We start from the raw sequence: 19627 nt of genomic DNA on the forward strand, positions 1-19627 counted from the left end.
ATAAAGTACAAAGTTGTACGCTTTAGGAGGAGAAATAGATGATTATTTGGTCTGGTTGGGGTTTTTTAGTCGCAATTATTGTAATTATTAATACTCTTTTGGGTAAGGCTATCTTTGGATCTATAACGGGGGATGCTACATATTTTCAAGACCATAGTTGGCCAATGGCGGTAATGTTTATTATATCAGGGGTTATGTCTTGGTATTTAGGTAAATATATTAATAAGCCAGGTGGGAAAGTTTATATAGATACCGAAACTGGTGAAAAAGTTATGTTTAACAAAAAGCACTCATTATTTTTTATAAAAATGGAATATTGGGGACCGATTCTAGGAGTTATTGCGATTGTAACTTTAATTACAAGATAAAAAAAGAGGATGGGTATAGCAAGAGTAATCTATTCAAGTAGAAGGAGAAATCAGTCATGAATGCAAAGAAACTACTAGGGGTAGCAGTTCCGGTCATGTTGTTATTTGGTTGTGGAGTTTCTGAGAAAACGAACACTTCTAAACAGGAGAAAACGGAAGAGTCTAAAGTAAAAGAATCGAAGTCTAATAGTAAGAAAGAAAAAGTTTCAAAGGAAGACTATCCTAATAAAGTGTATAAATTAGGAGTAGAGTTTGATAAGTTGTTTGCGGAGCATAACAATATTACAAGAGAGGTTTTTGACGGTAAGAAAAAGAAATCAGATATAGTAGATAGTGTGAAAGAATTAAATAAAGTGTTAGATAAATTTGAGTCGATAGATCCCCCTGCAGAGTATGTAAACCAACAAAAAGATTTTGAAAAAGCAATTAGTTATTTTAGAGAGTCTTTTTCTTTAATAAATGAAGTATTTACCAGAAAAGAAAAAAGAGAAAAAGGTGATAAGACTGATAAAGAGTTAATAGAGAAATCTGAAAAGCTAGTGAAAGAAGGAGATATTTACTGGCTTAAGGCATTCAAAGATCTTGAAGGAGATATTAAAATCGGTGACGGTACAGTATCAATGAAAGATTTGAAAGAGTTAGATAAGAAAGCTGGAATTAATACAGATAACGTTATGAAGAATGTGAAAGATGGTACGGAATTAATCGGTAATTGGGGATTCCAAGGAACAGACGGTTTCAATATGTCACTCATTTTAAAAGGTGATAAGACATTTGAAACGTAAGGTAAAGGTGAGTATCCAAATAAAAAGAATTATATTGAAGGAACTTGGGAATATGATAAGGAAGCTTTTACAATCTATTTACATCTCAATAAACGTTTAGTAGACGGTGTAGAAGATACAATTCAAAAAAAGAAAATAGCATATAAAGTTCAAGATTATGATGGGGAAAACTTGCGATTATTTAATGAGACGTCATTTAATACAATTAAGTATGTGAAGCAAAGTTAAAGTTATGTAGGACTAGGTTTAAATGGCCTGGTCCTTCATTAAATTGCGAGTATGTAAATAATATGTTATCTTTCGTTCTGTTTACTTAGTATCATGTTATTCTTTAATAGAGTAATAAATGGAGTTTTGCATTAAATATATGAGGTTGGTTACAAATGATAAAGAAATTTACTAGATTAGTATTAATAGTGGTTATCCCAATCAGTCTTATTACAGGTTGTGGGGCTGCTGAAAAAACTGAAGCACAAAAGCCGAAAGCGGTACAAACGGAGAAAAAGGACTATATGGATTACTCATATGGTAGCAAAGGTATATTAGTAAGTGGCAAAGCGAAAGAACGGCAACAATACGAGATTGGATATATGGATGATAATAAGTTAATTGGGATTGACGAAAATATTGAAGACTGCATTATTTTAGATAATAAAGATGAAGCAGGTCTCATTTGGAAGCAAATAGAGCGAGGATCTATTATTGAAGTGCAATACGGTAAGGATCGCAATGATATCGTAGGCGTGCAATTCGTAGGAGATCGTGAGTCATATGAAATTAGTGATAAGTTTGATCGGAATACGATAAATGAGATTGTTGAAAACGTTAAAGGGAATTTGTAATAGATGTATTTCGATAGTATAGGATCTCTTATTATGAAATTGTATACCAGTTATTTGTCTAAGTTTAAATTGATTATTTTGACGGTATTTGTAATTAGTTGTAAAATAATGTTTGTTGACGAATTTTATAAAAAGTATGTTAGATGAAATTCATCTGTAGGGATGACATATAAATATTTTCTTAATGAGTATAAAATGAAATAATTAAAATATGTAAATAAAAAGAAAATATAATAGAAGTACATAGTAGATTCATATTTTTAAAAATTAATGTGACAATAAAGGGAGGTTGAGATACATACACGGTGGGAGTGTGTATGTATTTATTATAATAATGAATAAGACAATCAAACAACAAGTAATCGCACTATCAACAAGTCTAGTGATTTTAGGGAGTGTACCTTTATCAGCATCAGCAGAAGAGATAAACAAATCTCAAACTGATCAACTTAATATTGCCCAGGGAGAACATGGAACGAGCGGATTAAATTATTCTAATTTCAAGTTGGAAGTTCCTGATCATGTACAAATTAACGAAGCAGAAGTATCTGAAAATGAAAAAATGCTTTTAGAAGAATATAAGCATAAACATGATGAAACAGAAGAATTAAACAAAATGCAAGATGCTAAGAAGGGACAAGTAGCAGAAAAGGAAGCTATTTCAAACATTGAAAAGGCATTTGAATCTGTAGATGGTCGAAATGATGGGTCTGATCGTCAAATGAAACCTGTTGCAAAGCCAAGAGGTATTCAATATAGTGCACAGAGTACGAAGAAATATGGAACACTTGCAGGAGTTCCATTTGTGGAATGGATTGTTCCAGCAGGAAATCCTGATATTCGTCCTGCAAATCCGATGAAAGCACGTTACATTACAATTCATGAGACCGCAAATACAGCCGCTGGTGCTAATGCTGAAAATCATGCGAAATATTTATACAAGCAAGCAACTGAAGGCACTTTCCGAACAGCTTCATGGCATTTTACTGTAGATGATAAACAAATTTATCAACACTTACCAACAAACGAAAATGGTTGGCATGCAGGAGATGGAGATGGTTCAGGAAACAGGGAGTCTATCGGTATCGAGATTGCGGTTAACCAAGACGGTGATTACAATAAAGCGTTAGAAAATGCAAAACGACTTGCAGGTTATTTAATGAACAAAGAAGGAATTGGTGCAGATCATATTTACAAGCATCAACAATGGAGCGGGAAAAAATGTCCTGACATTTTAATTTCACGTGGTAATTGGGCTGGTTTCGTACAAGGAATTCAGTGGTATGCAAATATAAATGCGCAGATTGATACGCCTTTACAAGATAAAAATGACTCATTTAATCCAAATGAAAATAATCCAGCTGAACCTAGCATGGAACTAGTGGTAAATGGTAGTGGCATCAATGTACGTAGTGATGCGGGTATTGAACATCGTGTTGTACGTAAAGCTTCAAACGGAGATCGTTACAAAGTATTAGCGGTTAAAAATGGTTGGTATAAAGTAGGTAATGGAGAATGGATTTTCTATGACCCAAGTTGGATTAAAATTAACTACAATGTACCAAAGGAAGAAGTACAAAAACCAAAAGATGATATTACAGGTGGCTGGTTTGAAGGGCATATTCGTAAATTAAACAGTCTAGGTATTATGCAAGGCGAAGGTAATGGTGTATTTGCGCCATATCGAAATGTAACGAGAGCGGAGTTTGCGAAATTAATCTCGAATGCTCTTAAACTACCAGAGGGAAATAAGTCATTTGTAGATATTAATGAGGCACATCCATCACTTCATGACGGTATTAAACGTTGTGCAAGTGCAGGAATTATTAATGGTCGTGGTGAAGGGATTTTTGATCCTAACTCACCAATTACTCGTGAAGAAGTATCTATTATGATTGACAAAGCATTACGATATAAAGGAATTACAGGTGAGTTAGTAGCATTACCATTTACAGATAAGCATTTAATAACATACAAAGAATCGGTTCAACGATTATACAGTCTAAAGGTAGTTAATGGTATTGGAAATAATGAGTTTGATCCTCGAGGCACAGCAACTCGTGGTCAGGCAGCTGCCTTTATTGTGAAGATGTTAGATTCAATGCAAAAATAAAATGAAACTTTAATCAGTGAGGGTCACTCGCATTGCAATCGAGCAGTTTATTCACCGAATTTTGAAATGAGAGTGTTACTGCCCGCAAATAGCAGAAGAAATTGTATGTAGAAGCTGACATTGGTAGAAGTAAAAAATAAGAAGAGTTTGAAAGGAGCTATCCAAAATAATAATTTGGAATAGCTCCTATTTAGTAGGAAGAACAAATTGTATTTGATAGATTGTAATGTAGAATGCCCTTCCAAGCCCCTCATAAGCCCCTCATAAGCCCCTCATAAGCCCCTACCAAGTAATAAATCACTAAGAAAAAACAAAAACAAAAACAACTACAAGAACAAAACAAGCACGAAAAAATGAAACCGGCGTTGTAGTAGTAAAAAAATTGTAATTCGAATGCCAAAACCATTCCCGTATGCCTATCTTTATAATGAAGGATTAAAATTTTCCTATTTACTAGCAAAGAGTGGAGGGAAACATATGGCGGTATACCGTAATGTGCAGGTGAACTTTTGGCAAGATGAATTCATATTAGATTTAACGCCAGAGGAGCGTTATTTTTACATATATTTGTTAACTGGTACGAAAACAAAGCAATGTGGTATTTACATATTACCGAAGCGTGTGGCAGAGCTTGAAACAGGTTATAGTATGGAGACTGTTGAGAAGTTGCTAAACAGGTTTGTTGAGTATGGAAAGATTTTATATGATACGGAAACGAAAGAGGTATTCATAATAAATTGGTTACAATATAACCCTATTTCAAATACGAATGTGGAGAAGTGCGTATTACGTGAGTTAAAGACTATAAAAAGTAATGAGTTCATACATATATTTTTACGTAAATGCCTTGAAGAAGAATACAAGATTCCATTATTATTGCAGCATTTTGGTATGCCAAAAGAAGAGGATAATAGTAGTTCACAAGTAGTTATTGAAGAGAAAGAAGAAGCGGAAGAGATAGAGGTGGAAACCATAGAAGAGGACGTTCCAAATAGTGAAGTTTATAAGTTTTATGAACAAAATATTAGTAGTTTATCCCCATATATTGTGAAGGAATTGAAGAATTGGATACAAAGACTTTTTGGAGAGAAAGTGTTAGAGGTACTTAAAATTGCGTTTGAAAATAATAAGAAAACGTTAGCTTATGTGAAGGGGATTTTGAGGAATTGGTGTAGTGAAAAATTAAAGGATTTTAGTGGGGAGAAGTGCGTAATGGGAAGTTTAGAGAGAAGGAAATGTATTTTGAGTAGTGTATTTTAATTTACATTAACTTAACATAGAATGTATGTTCGTTTTTGTGAGATTTATGCTATACTACCATTAAATAAGGGTATTTTTATAATAGATAAAAAGATGCGGGGGGTACAAAGTTTGACTACTAGTACATCTGAGTTGTTTCAATATATTAATATGACAGAAGAACAGAAACAATTATCACAACGATATTTACAGACAAAAGAAGAAGAGATTTTAAAAGATATTCAACTAACGACAATTCGTGATCAAAAAAGAAGCGATTTTGCGGAGCGATTTATAAACGATTTTAGGAAAGTGCATAAACAAGATCCGGATTTTTTTCGATTATTTTACCATATACTCGAGGAGCAATTATTAAATGTTCTTGTAGTCCGTTTTGCGCATGTCAGTTTTTCTAAAATGAAGATTTATTTAGAAAAAAGTGCACTTCCTTTGGACAAACTTGTAGCAATCGCATGCAAATATTTATCCAGTATTTCAAGTTATGTGAATGAAGCAGATGTTTTTCTTAGAGAGTTAACAAGAGAGAATCCGAACTATATAGAGGGACAATTACATACTTTACCAACTAATCAGCAAGTAACATTACTTCTTGTAATGTTTGATGTAGATTATGAAAAGTTTCGTACATATAGTTCTTTATTGAATGAGAGGTTAGAAGAACATACAGAATTTATATTGAAACTGCTAGGGGAAGAGGAAAAGGTTGAAGCAGTTAAACGGTATTTAAAAGGTAAAGATGATAGTGAAGTATTTATAGGTGGGAATTTACCGGAACATATTTGGCGGCTATTATTTTGTGTTCATAAATATTCGAATGTTGCGAGGCGATATATTGAAATATTGGCGAAGAAAAATGTTTGGGGTTTTATAAACTATGCAACACGTTATATGTGTCACACTCTCGGTCAGTCTCAAAACTACAAAAAAACTGGTAGTGTAAATAGAGAAACATATGAAGAAATTCAAAGTTTTTGTACACAGTTTTGGATTTCTAAGGAACGATTTTTTGCGCATCGTCTAAGGCAACATGATTTGAATAGTGAGGATTTTTGTAAGACGTATGAATATGAATTGCTATGCTTTATGTTGGAGGAAGATCCTGAATTTATTCAATGTACTTTGCAATATGTAAGTAAAATGAATTATCTCATCATCGCACGCACGTTAGCTGAAAAAGGATATGAGCTAAATATAGGGAAAATGCGAGAAGAATTTTTTGTTGCTGCTTTGCAAATAAAATTGTCTACAGTGCGGGATACATATCGTGATTATTTACTAGGGAAATTGTCACTTGAGGATATGGAGCAAATACTTAAAAATCCGAAATATAGAAGTATGTATTGGGGTATGCCGGTGTTAGAGGTTGCGCTTCTTTGGGATATAGATGATGTAGCGAAGAGGGAAGCTGTACTTACACTACAGTTTGGAGATGAAGATAGTGTTAATTTATACGAACTTCTTTACGAATGTTCTATCAGGGGAGTAGAACCGAAACAAGTATTAGAAGATCTGCTTTCGTATGGATTAAGTAAGGAAAAGCTTATCGCTTATGCAGTTGAAGAAGCTGCATGCTACAGTGAAGAGCGAAATAAGGCGAAGGAAGCGCTTGTTTGTGTAATTGTAAAAGAACAAGCGTACATCATTGAACGATTTGATGAGTATTCTGCTGTGGCCAAAGCATATATTTTAGAAGAGTTAGCAAAGGATAACATGATTAAAATGCGTCCAATTTTAATTAAAAGCTTAGGAGATTCATCTAAAAAAATGCGTGAGTCTGTAGTTAAACTGCTTTCAAAAGATGTAGAAGCTGCAGCAGATGTAGCAGTTGAACTTCATAATAAAAAGAAAATTGTTCGTGAAAATGTGATGAAAATACTTATAGAGTATAAGCTTGAAAAATATACGAAACTTGTACAGGAAGCTTTGCAAGAAAGTAAAAATGAATCTTTCGCAGGAAAATTCTCGTTTTTATTTCAAACGGAGGAAAAAAAGATAGAAGAACTATGTGCACGTATTTTAACTGAACAAACAAGAAATTCACTTCTGCAATTGATTGGGGATGAGCCACAAATCCGTTTACGTGACTCTGATGAAATTGCTGATGCTGCAATTCCGTTAGCCTATTTACAACAGTATATTTCAGATGCTGTTATTGAGAAGAAAGAAACAGCAGAAGTAATTGGTAGAGCTTTAAATGAAGAGGACTTAAAAGAATATGTGCAAACAATATATCAAATATGGATTTCTCAAGACGCAGATGTGAAGAAACGTGGAATTCTTTCGTTATACGGAATGTATAGTGACGACAAAATGGTCGACATACTTATAAAGCAAATTGATGAATGGGTGCTTCAAATGAGAGGAAAGATAGCAGCGGATGCCGTTCGTGCTTTAGGTTTGTCTTCATCTAAGCTTGCACTTATGTCTATTCATGCAATAGCATTTAAATATAAACATAAGCAAGTACGTAATGCAGCAAAAGAAGCGCTAAGTCTTGCTGCGAAAACACGTGGTATAACAGAGGAAGAGCTGGAAGATCAATTGGTGCCGGACCTTGGCTTTACTATACATGGTGAAAAAATAATTGATTTCGGGAATCGAAGTTTTACTGCTATCTTAACTACAGAGTTAAAAATTGAATTAGAGACAGAAGAAGGAAAACGTATGAAGTCACTTCCAAAGCCGAATGCAAAAGATGATGTAGAAAAGGCTGAAGAGGCTAAAAAAGAATTAGCCTCTTTAAAGAAGGAACTCCGAAATACTCTTTCCATGCAAAAACAACGATTGGAAACGGCACTTTCATTAAAGCGTTATTGGTCACATAATGCATGGAAGTCTGTATTTATGGATAATCCAATTATGAAGCAATTTTCTATTTCACTCATTTGGGGTGAGTATAAGAAAGGGAAGTTGCTAAAGGCATTCCGTTATGCAGAAGGTGGCGTGTTCTGTACAATTGACGGGAAGAGTTATGAACTTTCATCTGGCACTGTTATTGGTTTCGTTCATCCATTAGAATTGCCTGAGGCGGAGAAGGAATTATGGAAAGAGCAATTAGAAAGTGCGGGAATTGTTCAGCCGTTCCTACAAATTGAGCGTCCAGTGTTTGTAGTAGAAGAGAATGATGGGAGTGCTATTGAGAGATTTGGCGGTATTTTACTAAATGGTCGTTCGTTATTCGGTAAGATGACGAAGCTTGGATGGATCCGTGGGTCTGTTCAAGATGGCGGTGTATATTATACATTTTACAAAGAAGATACTCGTACCGGATTAGGCGTGCAATTGTCATTTAGCGGAGCGCCGATTGGTTATGAAGATGAAGAAGATGTATGTGTATTTGACATTCAATTTTATAAAGCAGGTACAGTGAATCGTGGTTCATATGAATACGATGAGATTGATGATGAAAGACGCATTGTACCAAAAGAAGTAGATAAACGCTTCTTTAGTGAAATGTTATATGATGTGCAAGTAGCGACAGATTCAAATCTTGGGCATAATGAAAGTTGGCGTAGCGAACGATAAGAAAACCCCCTTCATTGGTAGGAAAATGAAGGGGGTTTTTCAATGTTTCAAAAGGTTCTTTCATAATAAAAGCGAATTAGGGGGAAGAGGATTTTTATCCTTTTAGAAGGGATTGGTATCATGATCAAATAGATGATTGGGTAAATGGAGAGTATCATACGACTACACTGAATACAGCGGGAATAGAAGGGAAAATGTTAACGTTACAGCCACGGTAATGATAGAAAAGACTTTTACTATATGTAAGAGTCTCTTTTTTTGTAAACGCGACAAAATTTGACAAAAAAATTTGCAGGAACTTGTTATAATTTCTGTTGGAATATTTTGTTTAATGAGAAATGGGTGTATAGCGTAAAAGATTTCGATGTCATACAAATACATTTTTTGTTTTACATTCAAGGATTTCATAAGAGAAGAATTACAAAAATGAATGACATGGAGAAGTCATAGGGGGAGAGGAGATTTAGCATGAGTATTAAAGTAATAAGAGCAACAGGGGTAATGGGAGGAGCAGCAAGAGTTGCTGTAAAGGTAGATAACGAAGTAGTAATGAAACTTGAGAATAACGAAGAATATACGCTTCCTTTTGAATTAGATGAAGCGAATATTAAAGTAAAACAATTCTTTTTTGGAAGTAAAGAAAAGAAAGTAAAGGATGGCGATGTAGTAGAAATTAAGATAAATAGTATTGCTATGCTATTACTGATGGTGTCAATGATGGCTGTTTTATTTGGTTCGTCAATTGGTATAAATATTGTTGTTTTTGGTATGATAGGAGCTTTAGTTACATTAGTATACGGATTGAATAACTGGTTTCGTTTAGAGGTTAAATAATTATTGTATATATATTTATTTCAGTTGATTTACTATACATGGGATGAAAATATTTTTAAGTGGGAAATGGGGAGAATCAGTATGAAGAAAATGGTTGTAATATCTAGTTTGGCGCTAATAGTAGGTTTAACAACTGGTTGTAGCAGTGAAAAAACAAGTGGACCTAAAACAGTATCTGTAAAAAAAGAAAAAGAGTTAGTAGCGAAAGATATTTTTAAAAAAGCAGCTGACGGATTAAAACAAGAGGAATATCTTACATTGACATCTCTTATGTCAATGAAGGGGAGCGGCCAATCAGAAGAAATTAAAATGAAAATACAAATGGAGCCGAAACTGAAGAATTCTAGAGCTGAAATGAAAATAAGTGGTACAGATATTGTAACGTATGAAGTAGATGGAAAGGTCGCTGCTCAAGTGAAAAACCCTGATACAGGAGAGTTAGTTACGATACCTAATAATCAATTTAATGTAAATGATGTAATGGTCAGTAAAAATTTACTTAATGAGTTAGATTTACCGGAAGCTTTGGCTAAGAAAATGAAAGCAAAGAAAGATGGAGACACATATAAACTTACACTTGAATTAAAGGGAAAAGAAGCGGTAGATACGTTACAAAAAATTAATGGAGATATGAAAAAATTAACGGAAGGATTTAATATGGATGCGTTTAACATTGAATATATAATAACAAAAGATTATAAATTTGAAGAGATGCGAACAACTATAAAAGTGAGTGAAAGTAACTCAGATAAAAAAGCTAGTACAGATAAGGAAAAATTGGATGCAGTTGTGAGTATAAAGATTGATTCATATGAAAAGTTTGATTCAATTAAGTTACCAGAAGGGATTCAATAATTTCAATCGTAAAAGGATAAAAAGGAGCGGAAATCTGCTCCTTTTTTATTTTTCCTACTATTTTTAGAAGATTTATATGAATATAGTTGAACGGCACTTCATTTTTTTCTGGAATAAATGTGAAACGTTGTATAAAATAATCAAGAAAGGCAAAAATTATAGGGGGAAAGTTGTGAAGAAAAATAAGAGTTTAATAAGTTTTTTAGGAGTGTTTATTATGTTGTTTTCTTTTTGTTTTCAAGGAAATGTACAGGCAGATGTAAATACTGTTCAATCTGGAAAAATCAAATCAGGAAACGTAACAGTATGGGAAGTTGGAAATGTAGCGAAAGTATTAGCGGATGTGGAGCGCTTAAATTTAAATACAGTAAATGTACCGATTCAAGTAGATATCCCAAATGTGACTTCTACTAACATGGTAATTAATCAAGCGCAAAAGCAACAAGCTATTATTTTAATTCAAGAATTATTAAAGCGTAATATTCAAGTTATAGTGGAACCGTTCCCATATATTCAGCAGGGGAATGTTGGAGAGACAGAATGGAACCCAAGTAACATTAATGATTTCTTCTGGAATTGGAAGACGGTTATTCTGCAAGATATTTTTAATTCCATTACAAGTAAATACAATGTGTATGGACTAAAGATTGCTTCTAATTTCGTGAATATGGAGTATGCAGAAGGATACTGGAGCGATACAATTGATTTTGTTCGTAATCAGTATAAAGGAAATATTTTGTATCAAATGAACTGGTGGTTAACAGCAAGCTGGGATCCTTCTTATGAAGAGAAGTTTATAGAGAAAATAAACCGTCCGTATTTAAAGAAGGTAGATATTGTTAGTATCGATAGTTGGTTTGAAGTTTCTGGAAAAAGAAATCCGTCATATGAAGAAGTGAAGCAAAGTTTATTTGCGACGACAGTATATAATCGTGGGCAAAATGTTGTTCAGCAATTGGAACAATTACATAATGCAACAGGAAAGCCAGTTTACTTCGGTGGATTTAACGTTCCAGCACGTGAACTTGGATTACAAAATCCATGGAATCCAGATGTTTCAAATGTGTTTTCGAAAGATGTACAATTAAATGGATGGCGTGCTTACCGCGATGTATTAGAACCGAAACCATATTTTAAAGGTTTTTCAATTTGGTTTATTGGCTCTAATGATAGTACACATGCGTATCAAATACATAGTAAAGAAGCAGAGACAGTTATTAACGGGTGGTACCGAAAATAATTTTTATAAAATAGGTAAGTTTTGAAGTTTACTACATATATTTCTAGTGAAAGGCCTTTCACCATCTTATCACCTAGGGGGCAATCATAATGAAATTTTTGTCTTACCTTACAGTAATTTTGGTGATTCTCGGCGGTTTGAATTGGTTGTTTGTAGCGTTAGATTACAATGTAGTTGAGAAATGGTTTGGTTCTATGCCGGCGCTTGTGGACACTATTTATTGGCTCATTGGTCTTTCTGCTATTTATCAAATTTTTGATCGGTTCTTCACGGACAATTAGCAATTATACTTTATTACTAGAGTGTTAAGTACGATTATGTACTTAACACTTTTTTGTATGTTTATAAAAATAGTTTGCACATGCAAGCGATTCCATTGCGTCTTGCGCCGTAATAATAGAAAACAAATTGACCACGTATTATATTTTGGGTTATAATTCAGAAAGTTTAAAAATTAATAAAAATGAGAAATAGGGAGGTTATGAGGGTAATGGAGAGAGTCTATAATTTTTCAGCAGGACCATCAATACTCCCTTTGCCAGTTTTAGAGAAAGTGCAAAAGGAGCTTGTAAATTATAACGGGACAGGCATGTCTATTATGGAAATGAGTCATCGATCTTCTTATTTTCAAAGTATTATAGAGGAAGCGAGTAACTTACTTCGTGAATTAATGAGCATCCCTGATGAGTATGATGTTTTATTTTTACAAGGCGGTGCGTCATTACAATTTTCTATGATACCACTGAACTTAATGAATACGTATAAAAAAGCTGGATACGTACTAACTGGCTCATGGTCTAAAAAGGCACTGCAAGAAGCCGAAAAAGTTGGGGAAGTACAAGTGATTGCTTCTTCCGAGCAAGAGAAGTTTACTACGATTCCTAAACTGGACGGTTTACTAAGCGATGAAAAACTAGATTATGTACATATTACAACGAATAATACAATTGAGGGGACAAAATATGTGGATATTCCACATATAGAAAGAGTGCCGCTCGTTGCGGATATGTCTTCAAATATTTTGTCAGAACAATATGATGTTTCGAAGTTTGGTCTTATATACGCGGGAGCACAAAAAAATTTAGGACCAGCGGGCTTAACGATTGCTATTATAAAAAGAGATTTAATTGGGGGAGCAGATCGCTCTTGTCCGACAATGTTAAATTATGAAACTTACAGTAAAAATAACTCCTTATATAATACACCGCCATCCTTTAGTATTTACGTAACAAAACTTGTACTAGAGTGGTTGAAAGAGCAAGGCGGAGTATCTGCGATTGAAGAACAAAATAGAATGAAATCTTCACTTATTTATCATTTTTTAGATGAATCTAAATTGTTTACTTCACCAGTTGATCCTGCGTATCGATCACTTATGAACATTCCATTTACAACACCGTCAGAAGAACTTAACAATGAGTTTTTACAAAAAGCGAAGGAACGCGGCCTTGTTACGTTAAAAGGACATCGCTCAGTTGGCGGTATGCGTGCCAGTATTTACAATGCGATGCCAGCACACGGCGTAAAACGATTAGTAGATTATATGAAGGAATTTGAGCTTGAGAATAGATAGGGAGATGGGGATATGTTTCGTGTTCAAACGTTAAATCAAATTGCAGAAAAAGGCTTGCAAGTTTTTACTGAAGAACGTTATGAAGTAGGAGATAGAATCAATCATCCAGATGGAATTTTGCTTCGTAGCTATTCTTTACATCAAGAAGAGTTTTCAAAAGACTTAAAGGCGATTGCAAGAGCTGGCGCTGGTGTAAATAATATTCCTGTCGAGAGATGTACAGAAAAAGGAATTGTAGTATTTAACACGCCGGGGGCAAATGCAAACGCTGTAAAGGAACTCATTATTGCCAGTCTTATTATGTCTTCACGCAACATTATTAATGGTGTAAGTTGGACGAAAAACTTAGAGGGTGAAGAAGTACCACAGCTTGTTGAATCAGGAAAAAAACAATTTGTTGGATCAGAAATTGCAGGGAAACGTCTAGGTGTTATCGGACTTGGCGCAATCGGTGCTTTAGTTGCGAACGATGCGTTAGCGTTAGGCATGGATGTTATCGGATATGATCCTTATATTTCAGTTGAAACAGCTTGGCGTCTTTCTACACATGTGCAAAGAGCATTTAGCCTTGATGAAATTTTTGCAACGTGTGATTATATTACACTGCATATTCCTCTTACGAATCAAACGAAGGGGATCATTGGGGAACACGCTGTAGAGAAGATGAAAAGAGGGATGCGTCTATTTAATTTCTCTAGAGGAGAACTTGTAGATGAAAAGGTTCTTCAAACAGCATTAGAAGAAGATATTATTACACATTACGTAACGGATTTCCCGAATGAAAATGTAATAAAGATGAAAAATGTAACAGCGACGCCTCACCTTGGCGCATCAACGTCTGAATCGGAAGAAAATTGTGCAGTAATGGCGGCGCGTCAATTACGTGAATATTTAGAGACAGGAAATATTCGTAATTCAGTAAACTATCCAAACGTAGAATTGCCGTATATCGGAAAGAAACGAATTACAATTATGCATCAAAACGTCCCGAATATGGTAGGGCAAATTACAGGATGCTTAGCGGAACATCATATTAATATTGCCGATATGATTAATCGTAGTAAACATTCTTGGGCATACACAATGATTGATATCGATAACGGAATTGATGATATAATAAAAGAGAATATTGTGGAAAATATAAGCAAAATTACAGGTGTTGTAGCCGTTCGAATGATTGTGTAAAGGAGAGAGGAATGTGGCAAAAATCCGACCGTTTCGGGCCATTCGTCCAGTAGAGGAAAAAGCAGCACAAGTTGCAGCTTTACCGTATGACGTATTAAATAGTGAAGAGGCAAGGGAAGTTGTAAAAGGGAATCCATATTCTTTCTTGCATGTTGATAAAGCAGAAATTGATTTAGACCCTGCACTGTCACCGTATGATGATCGCGTGTATGAAAAAGCGGGCGACAATTTAAAGCAATTTATACGAGAAGAAGTGTTCATACAAGATGAAGAGCCAGCGCTATATATTTATGAACTGACGATGCAAGGAAGAACGCAGTCAGGCCTTGTCGTTTGTACATCTATTGATGAGTATGAAGATGATACAATTAAAAAACATGAAAGAACACGTCATGAAAAAGAGTTAGATCGTATTCGCCACGTAGATGTGTGTGACGCAAATACAGGTCCGATCTTTTTAACGTACCGTACAAAAGATGAAGTAAAGCATTTAATTAGAAGCTGGAAAGAAGAGCATGCGCCAATTTATACATTTACAGCAGAAGACGGTGTTAAGCATGTTGCGTGGAAGATTGCAGATGAAGATGTAATTACGACTTTAGTAAACGCATTTGAAGATATTCCTAATCTTTATATTGCAGATGGGCATCACCGTTCTGCATCAGCTGCAAAAGTAGGACTTATGCGAAGAGAACAATATCCAAATTACACAGGAGAAGAGGAATTTAACTTCTTCTTATCCGTTCTATTCCCTCATGATGAATTATCGATTTGGGACTATAACCGAGTTGTGAAAGATTTAAACGGTTTATCAGAAGAACAGTTTTTAAAACAAATCAAGCAATACTTCTATGTAGAAGAGGCACCTGTTTCTCCGTATAAACCAAATGAACCAAAAACATTTGGAATGTATGTAAATGAGAAGTGGTATAAGCTTACTGTGAAAGAAGAAACATTTGATGCGAATGATCTTGTTAGAGGTTTAGATGTATCTATCCTGCAAGATCATTTATTAAGCCAAGTACTTGAAATACATGATCCGCGTTCTGATTCACGCATTGATTTTGTTGGCGGAATACGGGGGCTAGAAGAACTAGAACGCCTTGTGAACAGCGGCGAATACAAAGCAGCATTCGCATTATATCCGACATCTATGGAAGATTTATTAGCAATCGCAGATGCCGGAGAAGTCATGCCGCCGAAATCAACGTGGTTTGAACCGAAACTGCGTAGTGGGTTGTTTGTTCATTCTTTAAAGTAAATATTGACTTCTATAGTTTTGAAAAACCGAAATGATTTGAGTTTCGGTTTTTCTTATTTTGGCTCAGTTAACGTTTAATGTTGATTTTCATGTTAAGATTGAAATATGTAACAGCAGGTCGCTACAAAAAAATGGAGGAAATACGATGAAAATGCATCTTCAAAAAAGTTTTTATGTTGAATTGAAAAATGCAATTCGTTGTCATTATAACGAACTTTTAACTAGGTGCGGTGTTGACACAATATATGGGTACTCCATATTAACAGACGATTGTGTCAATAGCATTGGACCAGTGGCTAATGAAGAAAGACTAATCAAAGTTAATAAATCGGACCCTTTATACAATTATTATAGATACGGAGCTGTTGAGTGGAGCGAATGGGACGATTTTGGAATGTTTGATGAAGTGAAAAAAATTATTAAGAAATATCATAATATTGTCGAAGATGACTTTAATATACGAGTAAATACACTGTTGAAAGAAACGTTAAATGTGTTAATGGAACTTGAATCAGAAGGATTGTTTGGAGATAGAGATGATAATCGATTTATTGTCATTTGTGTAACTGATTCTTCGAACGAAATCATGATTGAATCAGCTCGATTGCTTAATACATTAAAGACATACGAAGAATATGCTTCAGAATTTGCATAAGAATAAATATAAGTAAAACTGCTCTCTATAAGAGGCGATTTTCATTTGATCGAAAGTCACCAATTAATAGTAACGATTCGTTGTGACGTAACAATTGAACAATTAGAACCTGATGAAAAAAACGTACAAAGATAATTGCGATGTTTACATGTGTGAATCAAGTTGGAAAAGAAGTTATGAAGGGAAGTTTTTCGGGGATTATTCTTTAATAGGAGAAGTAATGAATAAGTGGGTTCTCCATGCCTCTCAGGCTTAGCGTTTTAATTCCCCCATAACGTATATTCTGTTCTTTTCTTAACTATTAGAAAATAGTTGAATAAGCTCGTCAACAAAAAGGACATTCCGAGTATTACAAGAAATGTCCTTTCTGCTAAAATGTAAGGTATTTTGCTAAAATTCAAACTCTAAAATCAGTTTACTAGTTTGACCTGTAAACTGATAATTATAGGACCCTCTCAGATTTTCTAAGTTACCGGTAGCTTTAATAATTGTTCCTGGGGAATCTAAATTTCCTTTATCAAATATTCCTTGCTCTATAGCTGTGAATGTCCCTTGTTGCCCCTTATAAATTCCTTCAAAGTGTAAAAATCCAGAAATTTTAGCCGTAGCCAAGTGACCATCATTTATATTTGAGTCTACATAATATAATAAGTATTCAACAAAAGCTTTTCCTTTTAATTCTCCATCAATATCATATTCAACATGGGCAATATTAATAGGGAAATCTTTTCTAGTATCATCAATTAGTTTTTCATCCCATTTACTTACTGTAAATGTTACTTCCATACACGTAAATCCCCCTTTATCATTAGATAAGTAATCTTCATATCATTTGAAAAGTACCAATTCACAGTCATATCTTATAGGAGTGTTTTTTATTTATTTGAGTCCTGTCATATCGTTATCTGCTCCTCCCCACGAAGGACTTACTGTCGCCACGGTATCTCCTGGCTGTAATCTCTTTGGTTTTTTTAACATGTTAACTCCGCTCCTACATAATGTAATGGACTACGATTATACAAACTGTATCATTGAAAAACATGATGTATGACATTAGTTTCTTCATCATCAATCCGTTTACCTGCTGGGATTCAAGAATTCAGTCTTAGTGTTGAATATAGGAATAACCGATTTATATTTGAAAATTACAGTATGCAACATTGCATGAGGAAAACGGTTGTTATTTTCACTACCTGTAACTATAATGATTACAGGTTGGTCGATACCAATCAAAAAAATAAAATCATCATGAATGGAGATGTTTCATAATGGGTATGAAAAAATTAATTTTAGCAGGTGCTTTAGGGATCGCAGCATTATCAGGAACAAATTTACCAGGACTAGAAGTAACAAAAGCGAGTGCAGCTTCTATTGAATCGAATTTCTCGACGTTAGAAGGACGAGTAGTAGAAGTAGATAACGGTGTAATTGTTGTAAAATCTAAGCAATATGAGGAACCGGTTAGTGTGTATATTGATTCACTTTCAAATGTGAAAGTAGGAGATGAAGTAAAAGCTACTGGATCTATGATGCGTAATTTTACAGAATATATGGTTGCAACTGCAGTTGAAAATACAACAAACAATTTAGGTATGCACATGAAAGAAGATGGCTCACCTAATTATGTAATTGGAGAAGTATCAAAAGTAGGAACGATGGAAGATGAGGGAGACGGTGCTACTAAATATGTTGTAGTTGAGTATCCATCGCTAAATGGAAAGAAAGCTATTATTGATGTTTTCTTAACAAAGGGACAAGTATTTAATGCGGGTGAGAAAGTGAAAATTGATATGAAGTATGTAGGCTGGGGTGGTATTTCTATTAACTGGAACACAGTTGATCATATTGAAAAAGTTCATGAAGCAAAGACGAACGCTGAAAATAATGACGATGTATGGATTTGGTCTTAATAAGGCGAGTATAGGTCGTTATTTGCAATTTTCTCCAAACAATACATGTAAAAACTAAATGTATCATGCAGTACCCATCTCATTGCGTATAACAATTAGATGGGTACTTTTTTATTTGAAATTTGCGCAAGTCAATGTTCAGCATTTCTTTTTAAGAGTAAATTACGGTTGAAATCAAAACTTTATTTGCAGTATATAATAAATAATGTTGATTTTTTATCTTATATTAAAATAAAAACAAACCACTGTTCGATTTGAATATTCCACGATATAATGGTGAGAGTTTATGACAGAATAAATATTTACATAAGAAGTGAGGTACTGTATGAAAAAAAGAACGACAGACATTATTTTTATTATTATTGGTGCATTTCTTTTTGCGTTAGGTGTCAATTTGTTTGTTATCCCGAACGAGTTTGGTGAGGGTGGGGTAACAGGTATCACGATTATTACGTACTATTTATTTGAATGGTCACCAGGTTTAGTTAACTTAATTTTAAATGCGATTTTGTTAATAGTAGGTTATAAATTTTTAAATAAAATCACAACAATTTATACGATTATCGCTGTAGTGACTAACTCGCTATTTCTTCATTTAACAGAAGGCTGGACAATTGCTTCGGATGAAATGCTTGTAAATGCCATTTTCGGAGGAATATTTATCGGGTGTGGTATTGGTCTTATCATTCGCGTTGGTGGAACGACAGCAGGTACTACGATCTTAGCAAGAATGACGCATAAGTATTTAGGCTGGAGTATTAGCTACGGTCTACTGTTCTTCGATTTAATCGTTGCGTTTTCATCTTATTTCATCATTGGTGCAGAAAAACTGATGATAACAATTATTATGCTATATGTAGCAACGAAAGTGATGGAATTTGTAATTGAAGGGTTAAATCCGAAGAAGGCTATTACGATTATTTCTGATAATCCAGATGAAATTGCCGGGAAGGTGACAACCTTAATGGGGAGAGGGGTTACCGTGTATTCAGGTCATGGCTATTACACGAAAACGCCGAAGGATATTCTTTATGTTGTTATTAATAAGCAAGAAGTAGTGAAGCTAAAACGGATTGTTCAAACTACGGATCCGGCGGCGTTCATCGCTATACACGATGTTCGTGATGTGTTCGGAGAAGGATTTGTTGATATTTCGAAGGCTTAGAAATTGTTTTTGATTAAAATAATTTTAATACTAAAACGTGAGAATCTATTTTGAAT

General features: G+C 34.4%; 16 protein-coding genes and 1 pseudogene. 16 read left to right on the forward strand and 1 reads right to left on the reverse strand.

The genetic code is table 11. The annotated features are described in order from the left end of the window. The first annotated feature begins 38 nt into the window (after window positions 1-38). The 14 genes and pseudogenes from ACTFRY_RS08150 (at window position 39) to ACTFRY_RS08215 (ending at window position 16496) form a co-directional block, all read left to right on the forward strand. On the forward strand, window positions 39-368 hold the full coding sequence (locus ACTFRY_RS08150) for a hypothetical protein (protein ID WP_440032285.1): 330 nt from the start codon (window positions 39-41) through the stop codon (window positions 366-368). Window positions 369-424: 56 nt separating this feature from the next. Further along, window positions 425-1381: pseudogene (locus ACTFRY_RS08155) on the forward strand (DUF3994 domain-containing protein). Window positions 1382-1536: 155 nt separating this feature from the next. Continuing rightward, the gene (locus ACTFRY_RS08160; RefSeq protein ID WP_000591634.1) at window positions 1537-1995 is read left to right on the forward strand and encodes a hypothetical protein; all 459 of its coding nucleotides are present in this window, start codon (window positions 1537-1539) and stop codon (window positions 1993-1995) included. A gap of 334 nt (window positions 1996-2329) precedes the next feature. Next, window positions 2330-4108 carry an S-layer homology domain-containing protein gene (locus tag ACTFRY_RS08165; RefSeq protein WP_002000187.1) on the forward strand — a complete coding sequence of 593 codons (1779 nt, stop codon included), beginning with the start codon at window positions 2330-2332 and terminating at the stop codon, window positions 4106-4108. A gap of 477 nt (window positions 4109-4585) precedes the next feature. Then, complete coding sequence (locus ACTFRY_RS08170) at window positions 4586-5368, forward strand: DnaD domain-containing protein (RefSeq protein WP_000312101.1); 783 nt, start codon at window positions 4586-4588, stop codon at window positions 5366-5368. A gap of 111 nt (window positions 5369-5479) precedes the next feature. Next, on the forward strand, window positions 5480-8893 hold the full coding sequence (locus ACTFRY_RS08175) for a DUF4132 domain-containing protein (protein ID WP_000213792.1): 3414 nt from the start codon (window positions 5480-5482) through the stop codon (window positions 8891-8893). A gap of 468 nt (window positions 8894-9361) precedes the next feature. After that, the gene (locus ACTFRY_RS08180; RefSeq protein ID WP_000025025.1) at window positions 9362-9727 is read left to right on the forward strand and encodes a hypothetical protein; all 366 of its coding nucleotides are present in this window, start codon (window positions 9362-9364) and stop codon (window positions 9725-9727) included. Window positions 9728-9808: 81 nt separating this feature from the next. Then, on the forward strand, window positions 9809-10582 hold the full coding sequence (locus ACTFRY_RS08185) for a DUF6612 family protein (RefSeq protein ID WP_000738993.1): 774 nt from the start codon (window positions 9809-9811) through the stop codon (window positions 10580-10582). 172 nt (window positions 10583-10754) lie between these two features. Continuing rightward, the gene (locus tag ACTFRY_RS08190; RefSeq protein WP_000739760.1) at window positions 10755-11822 is read left to right on the forward strand and encodes a glycoside hydrolase family 113; all 1068 of its coding nucleotides are present in this window, start codon (window positions 10755-10757) and stop codon (window positions 11820-11822) included. An 89-nt stretch (window positions 11823-11911) separates the two neighbouring features. Further along, entirely contained in the window at window positions 11912-12103 is a 192-nt protein-coding gene (locus ACTFRY_RS08195) for a DUF378 domain-containing protein (protein ID WP_000670803.1), read from the forward strand. 209 nt (window positions 12104-12312) lie between these two features. Further along, complete coding sequence (gene serC, locus ACTFRY_RS08200) at window positions 12313-13395, forward strand: 3-phosphoserine/phosphohydroxythreonine transaminase (protein WP_000442937.1); 1083 nt, start codon at window positions 12313-12315, stop codon at window positions 13393-13395. 12 nt (window positions 13396-13407) lie between these two features. Continuing rightward, entirely contained in the window at window positions 13408-14580 is a 1173-nt protein-coding gene (locus ACTFRY_RS08205; RefSeq protein WP_000490230.1) for a 3-phosphoglycerate dehydrogenase family protein, read from the forward strand. Between the two features lie 13 nt (window positions 14581-14593). Beyond that, window positions 14594-15841: a DUF1015 domain-containing protein gene (locus tag ACTFRY_RS08210; protein WP_001063054.1), complete on the forward strand. Its 1248-nt coding sequence runs from the start codon at window positions 14594-14596 to the stop codon at window positions 15839-15841. A 145-nt stretch (window positions 15842-15986) separates the two neighbouring features. Beyond that, window positions 15987-16496 carry a DUF4303 domain-containing protein gene (locus ACTFRY_RS08215; protein WP_000781769.1) on the forward strand — a complete coding sequence of 170 codons (510 nt, stop codon included), beginning with the start codon at window positions 15987-15989 and terminating at the stop codon, window positions 16494-16496. Between the two features lie 390 nt (window positions 16497-16886). On the opposite strand, the gene ACTFRY_RS08220 is transcribed toward ACTFRY_RS08215, so the two are convergent. Continuing rightward, window positions 16887-17282, reverse strand: coding sequence for a DUF3224 domain-containing protein (locus tag ACTFRY_RS08220; RefSeq protein WP_000454083.1), 396 nt, complete (start codon window positions 17280-17282; stop codon window positions 16887-16889). Window positions 17283-17764: 482 nt separating this feature from the next. Here ACTFRY_RS08220 and ACTFRY_RS08225 point away from each other — a divergent pair, with 482 nt between their 5' ends. Continuing rightward, the gene (locus ACTFRY_RS08225; RefSeq protein WP_025966675.1) at window positions 17765-18406 is read left to right on the forward strand and encodes an ATP F0F1 synthase subunit alpha; all 642 of its coding nucleotides are present in this window, start codon (window positions 17765-17767) and stop codon (window positions 18404-18406) included. Window positions 18407-18731: 325 nt separating this feature from the next. Then, entirely contained in the window at window positions 18732-19571 is an 840-nt protein-coding gene (locus tag ACTFRY_RS08230) for a YitT family protein (RefSeq protein ID WP_016118250.1), read from the forward strand. The last annotated feature ends 56 nt before the right edge of the window (window positions 19572-19627 follow it).

Source organism: Bacillus cereus group sp. MYBK195-1 (assembly GCF_051916605.1).
GTDB classification, from domain to species: domain Bacteria; phylum Bacillota; class Bacilli; order Bacillales; family Bacillaceae_G; genus Bacillus_A; species Bacillus_A cereus.

What these genes read in the sequence shown, in the direction of transcription:
- ACTFRY_RS08150 (WP_440032285.1), top strand. Translation starts at nt 39, where the DNA reads ATGATTATTTGGTCTGGTTGGGGTTTTTTAGTCGCAATTATTGTAATT.
- ACTFRY_RS08160 (WP_000591634.1), top strand. Translation starts at nt 1,537, where the DNA reads ATGATAAAGAAATTTACTAGATTAGTATTAATAGTGGTTATCCCAATC.
- ACTFRY_RS08165 (WP_002000187.1), top strand. Translation starts at nt 2,330, where the DNA reads ATGAATAAGACAATCAAACAACAAGTAATCGCACTATCAACAAGTCTA.
- ACTFRY_RS08170 (WP_000312101.1), top strand. Translation starts at nt 4,586, where the DNA reads ATGGCGGTATACCGTAATGTGCAGGTGAACTTTTGGCAAGATGAATTC.
- ACTFRY_RS08180 (WP_000025025.1), top strand. Translation starts at nt 9,362, where the DNA reads ATGAGTATTAAAGTAATAAGAGCAACAGGGGTAATGGGAGGAGCAGCA.
- ACTFRY_RS08185 (WP_000738993.1), top strand. Translation starts at nt 9,809, where the DNA reads ATGAAGAAAATGGTTGTAATATCTAGTTTGGCGCTAATAGTAGGTTTA.
- ACTFRY_RS08195 (WP_000670803.1), top strand. Translation starts at nt 11,912, where the DNA reads ATGAAATTTTTGTCTTACCTTACAGTAATTTTGGTGATTCTCGGCGGT.
- serC (WP_000442937.1), top strand. Translation starts at nt 12,313, where the DNA reads ATGGAGAGAGTCTATAATTTTTCAGCAGGACCATCAATACTCCCTTTG.
- ACTFRY_RS08205 (WP_000490230.1), top strand. Translation starts at nt 13,408, where the DNA reads ATGTTTCGTGTTCAAACGTTAAATCAAATTGCAGAAAAAGGCTTGCAA.
- ACTFRY_RS08215 (WP_000781769.1), top strand. Translation starts at nt 15,987, where the DNA reads ATGAAAATGCATCTTCAAAAAAGTTTTTATGTTGAATTGAAAAATGCA.
- ACTFRY_RS08220 (WP_000454083.1), bottom strand. Translation starts at nt 17,282, where the DNA reads ATGGAAGTAACATTTACAGTAAGTAAATGGGATGAAAAACTAATTGAT.
- ACTFRY_RS08225 (WP_025966675.1), top strand. Translation starts at nt 17,765, where the DNA reads ATGGGTATGAAAAAATTAATTTTAGCAGGTGCTTTAGGGATCGCAGCA.
- ACTFRY_RS08230 (WP_016118250.1), top strand. Translation starts at nt 18,732, where the DNA reads ATGAAAAAAAGAACGACAGACATTATTTTTATTATTATTGGTGCATTT.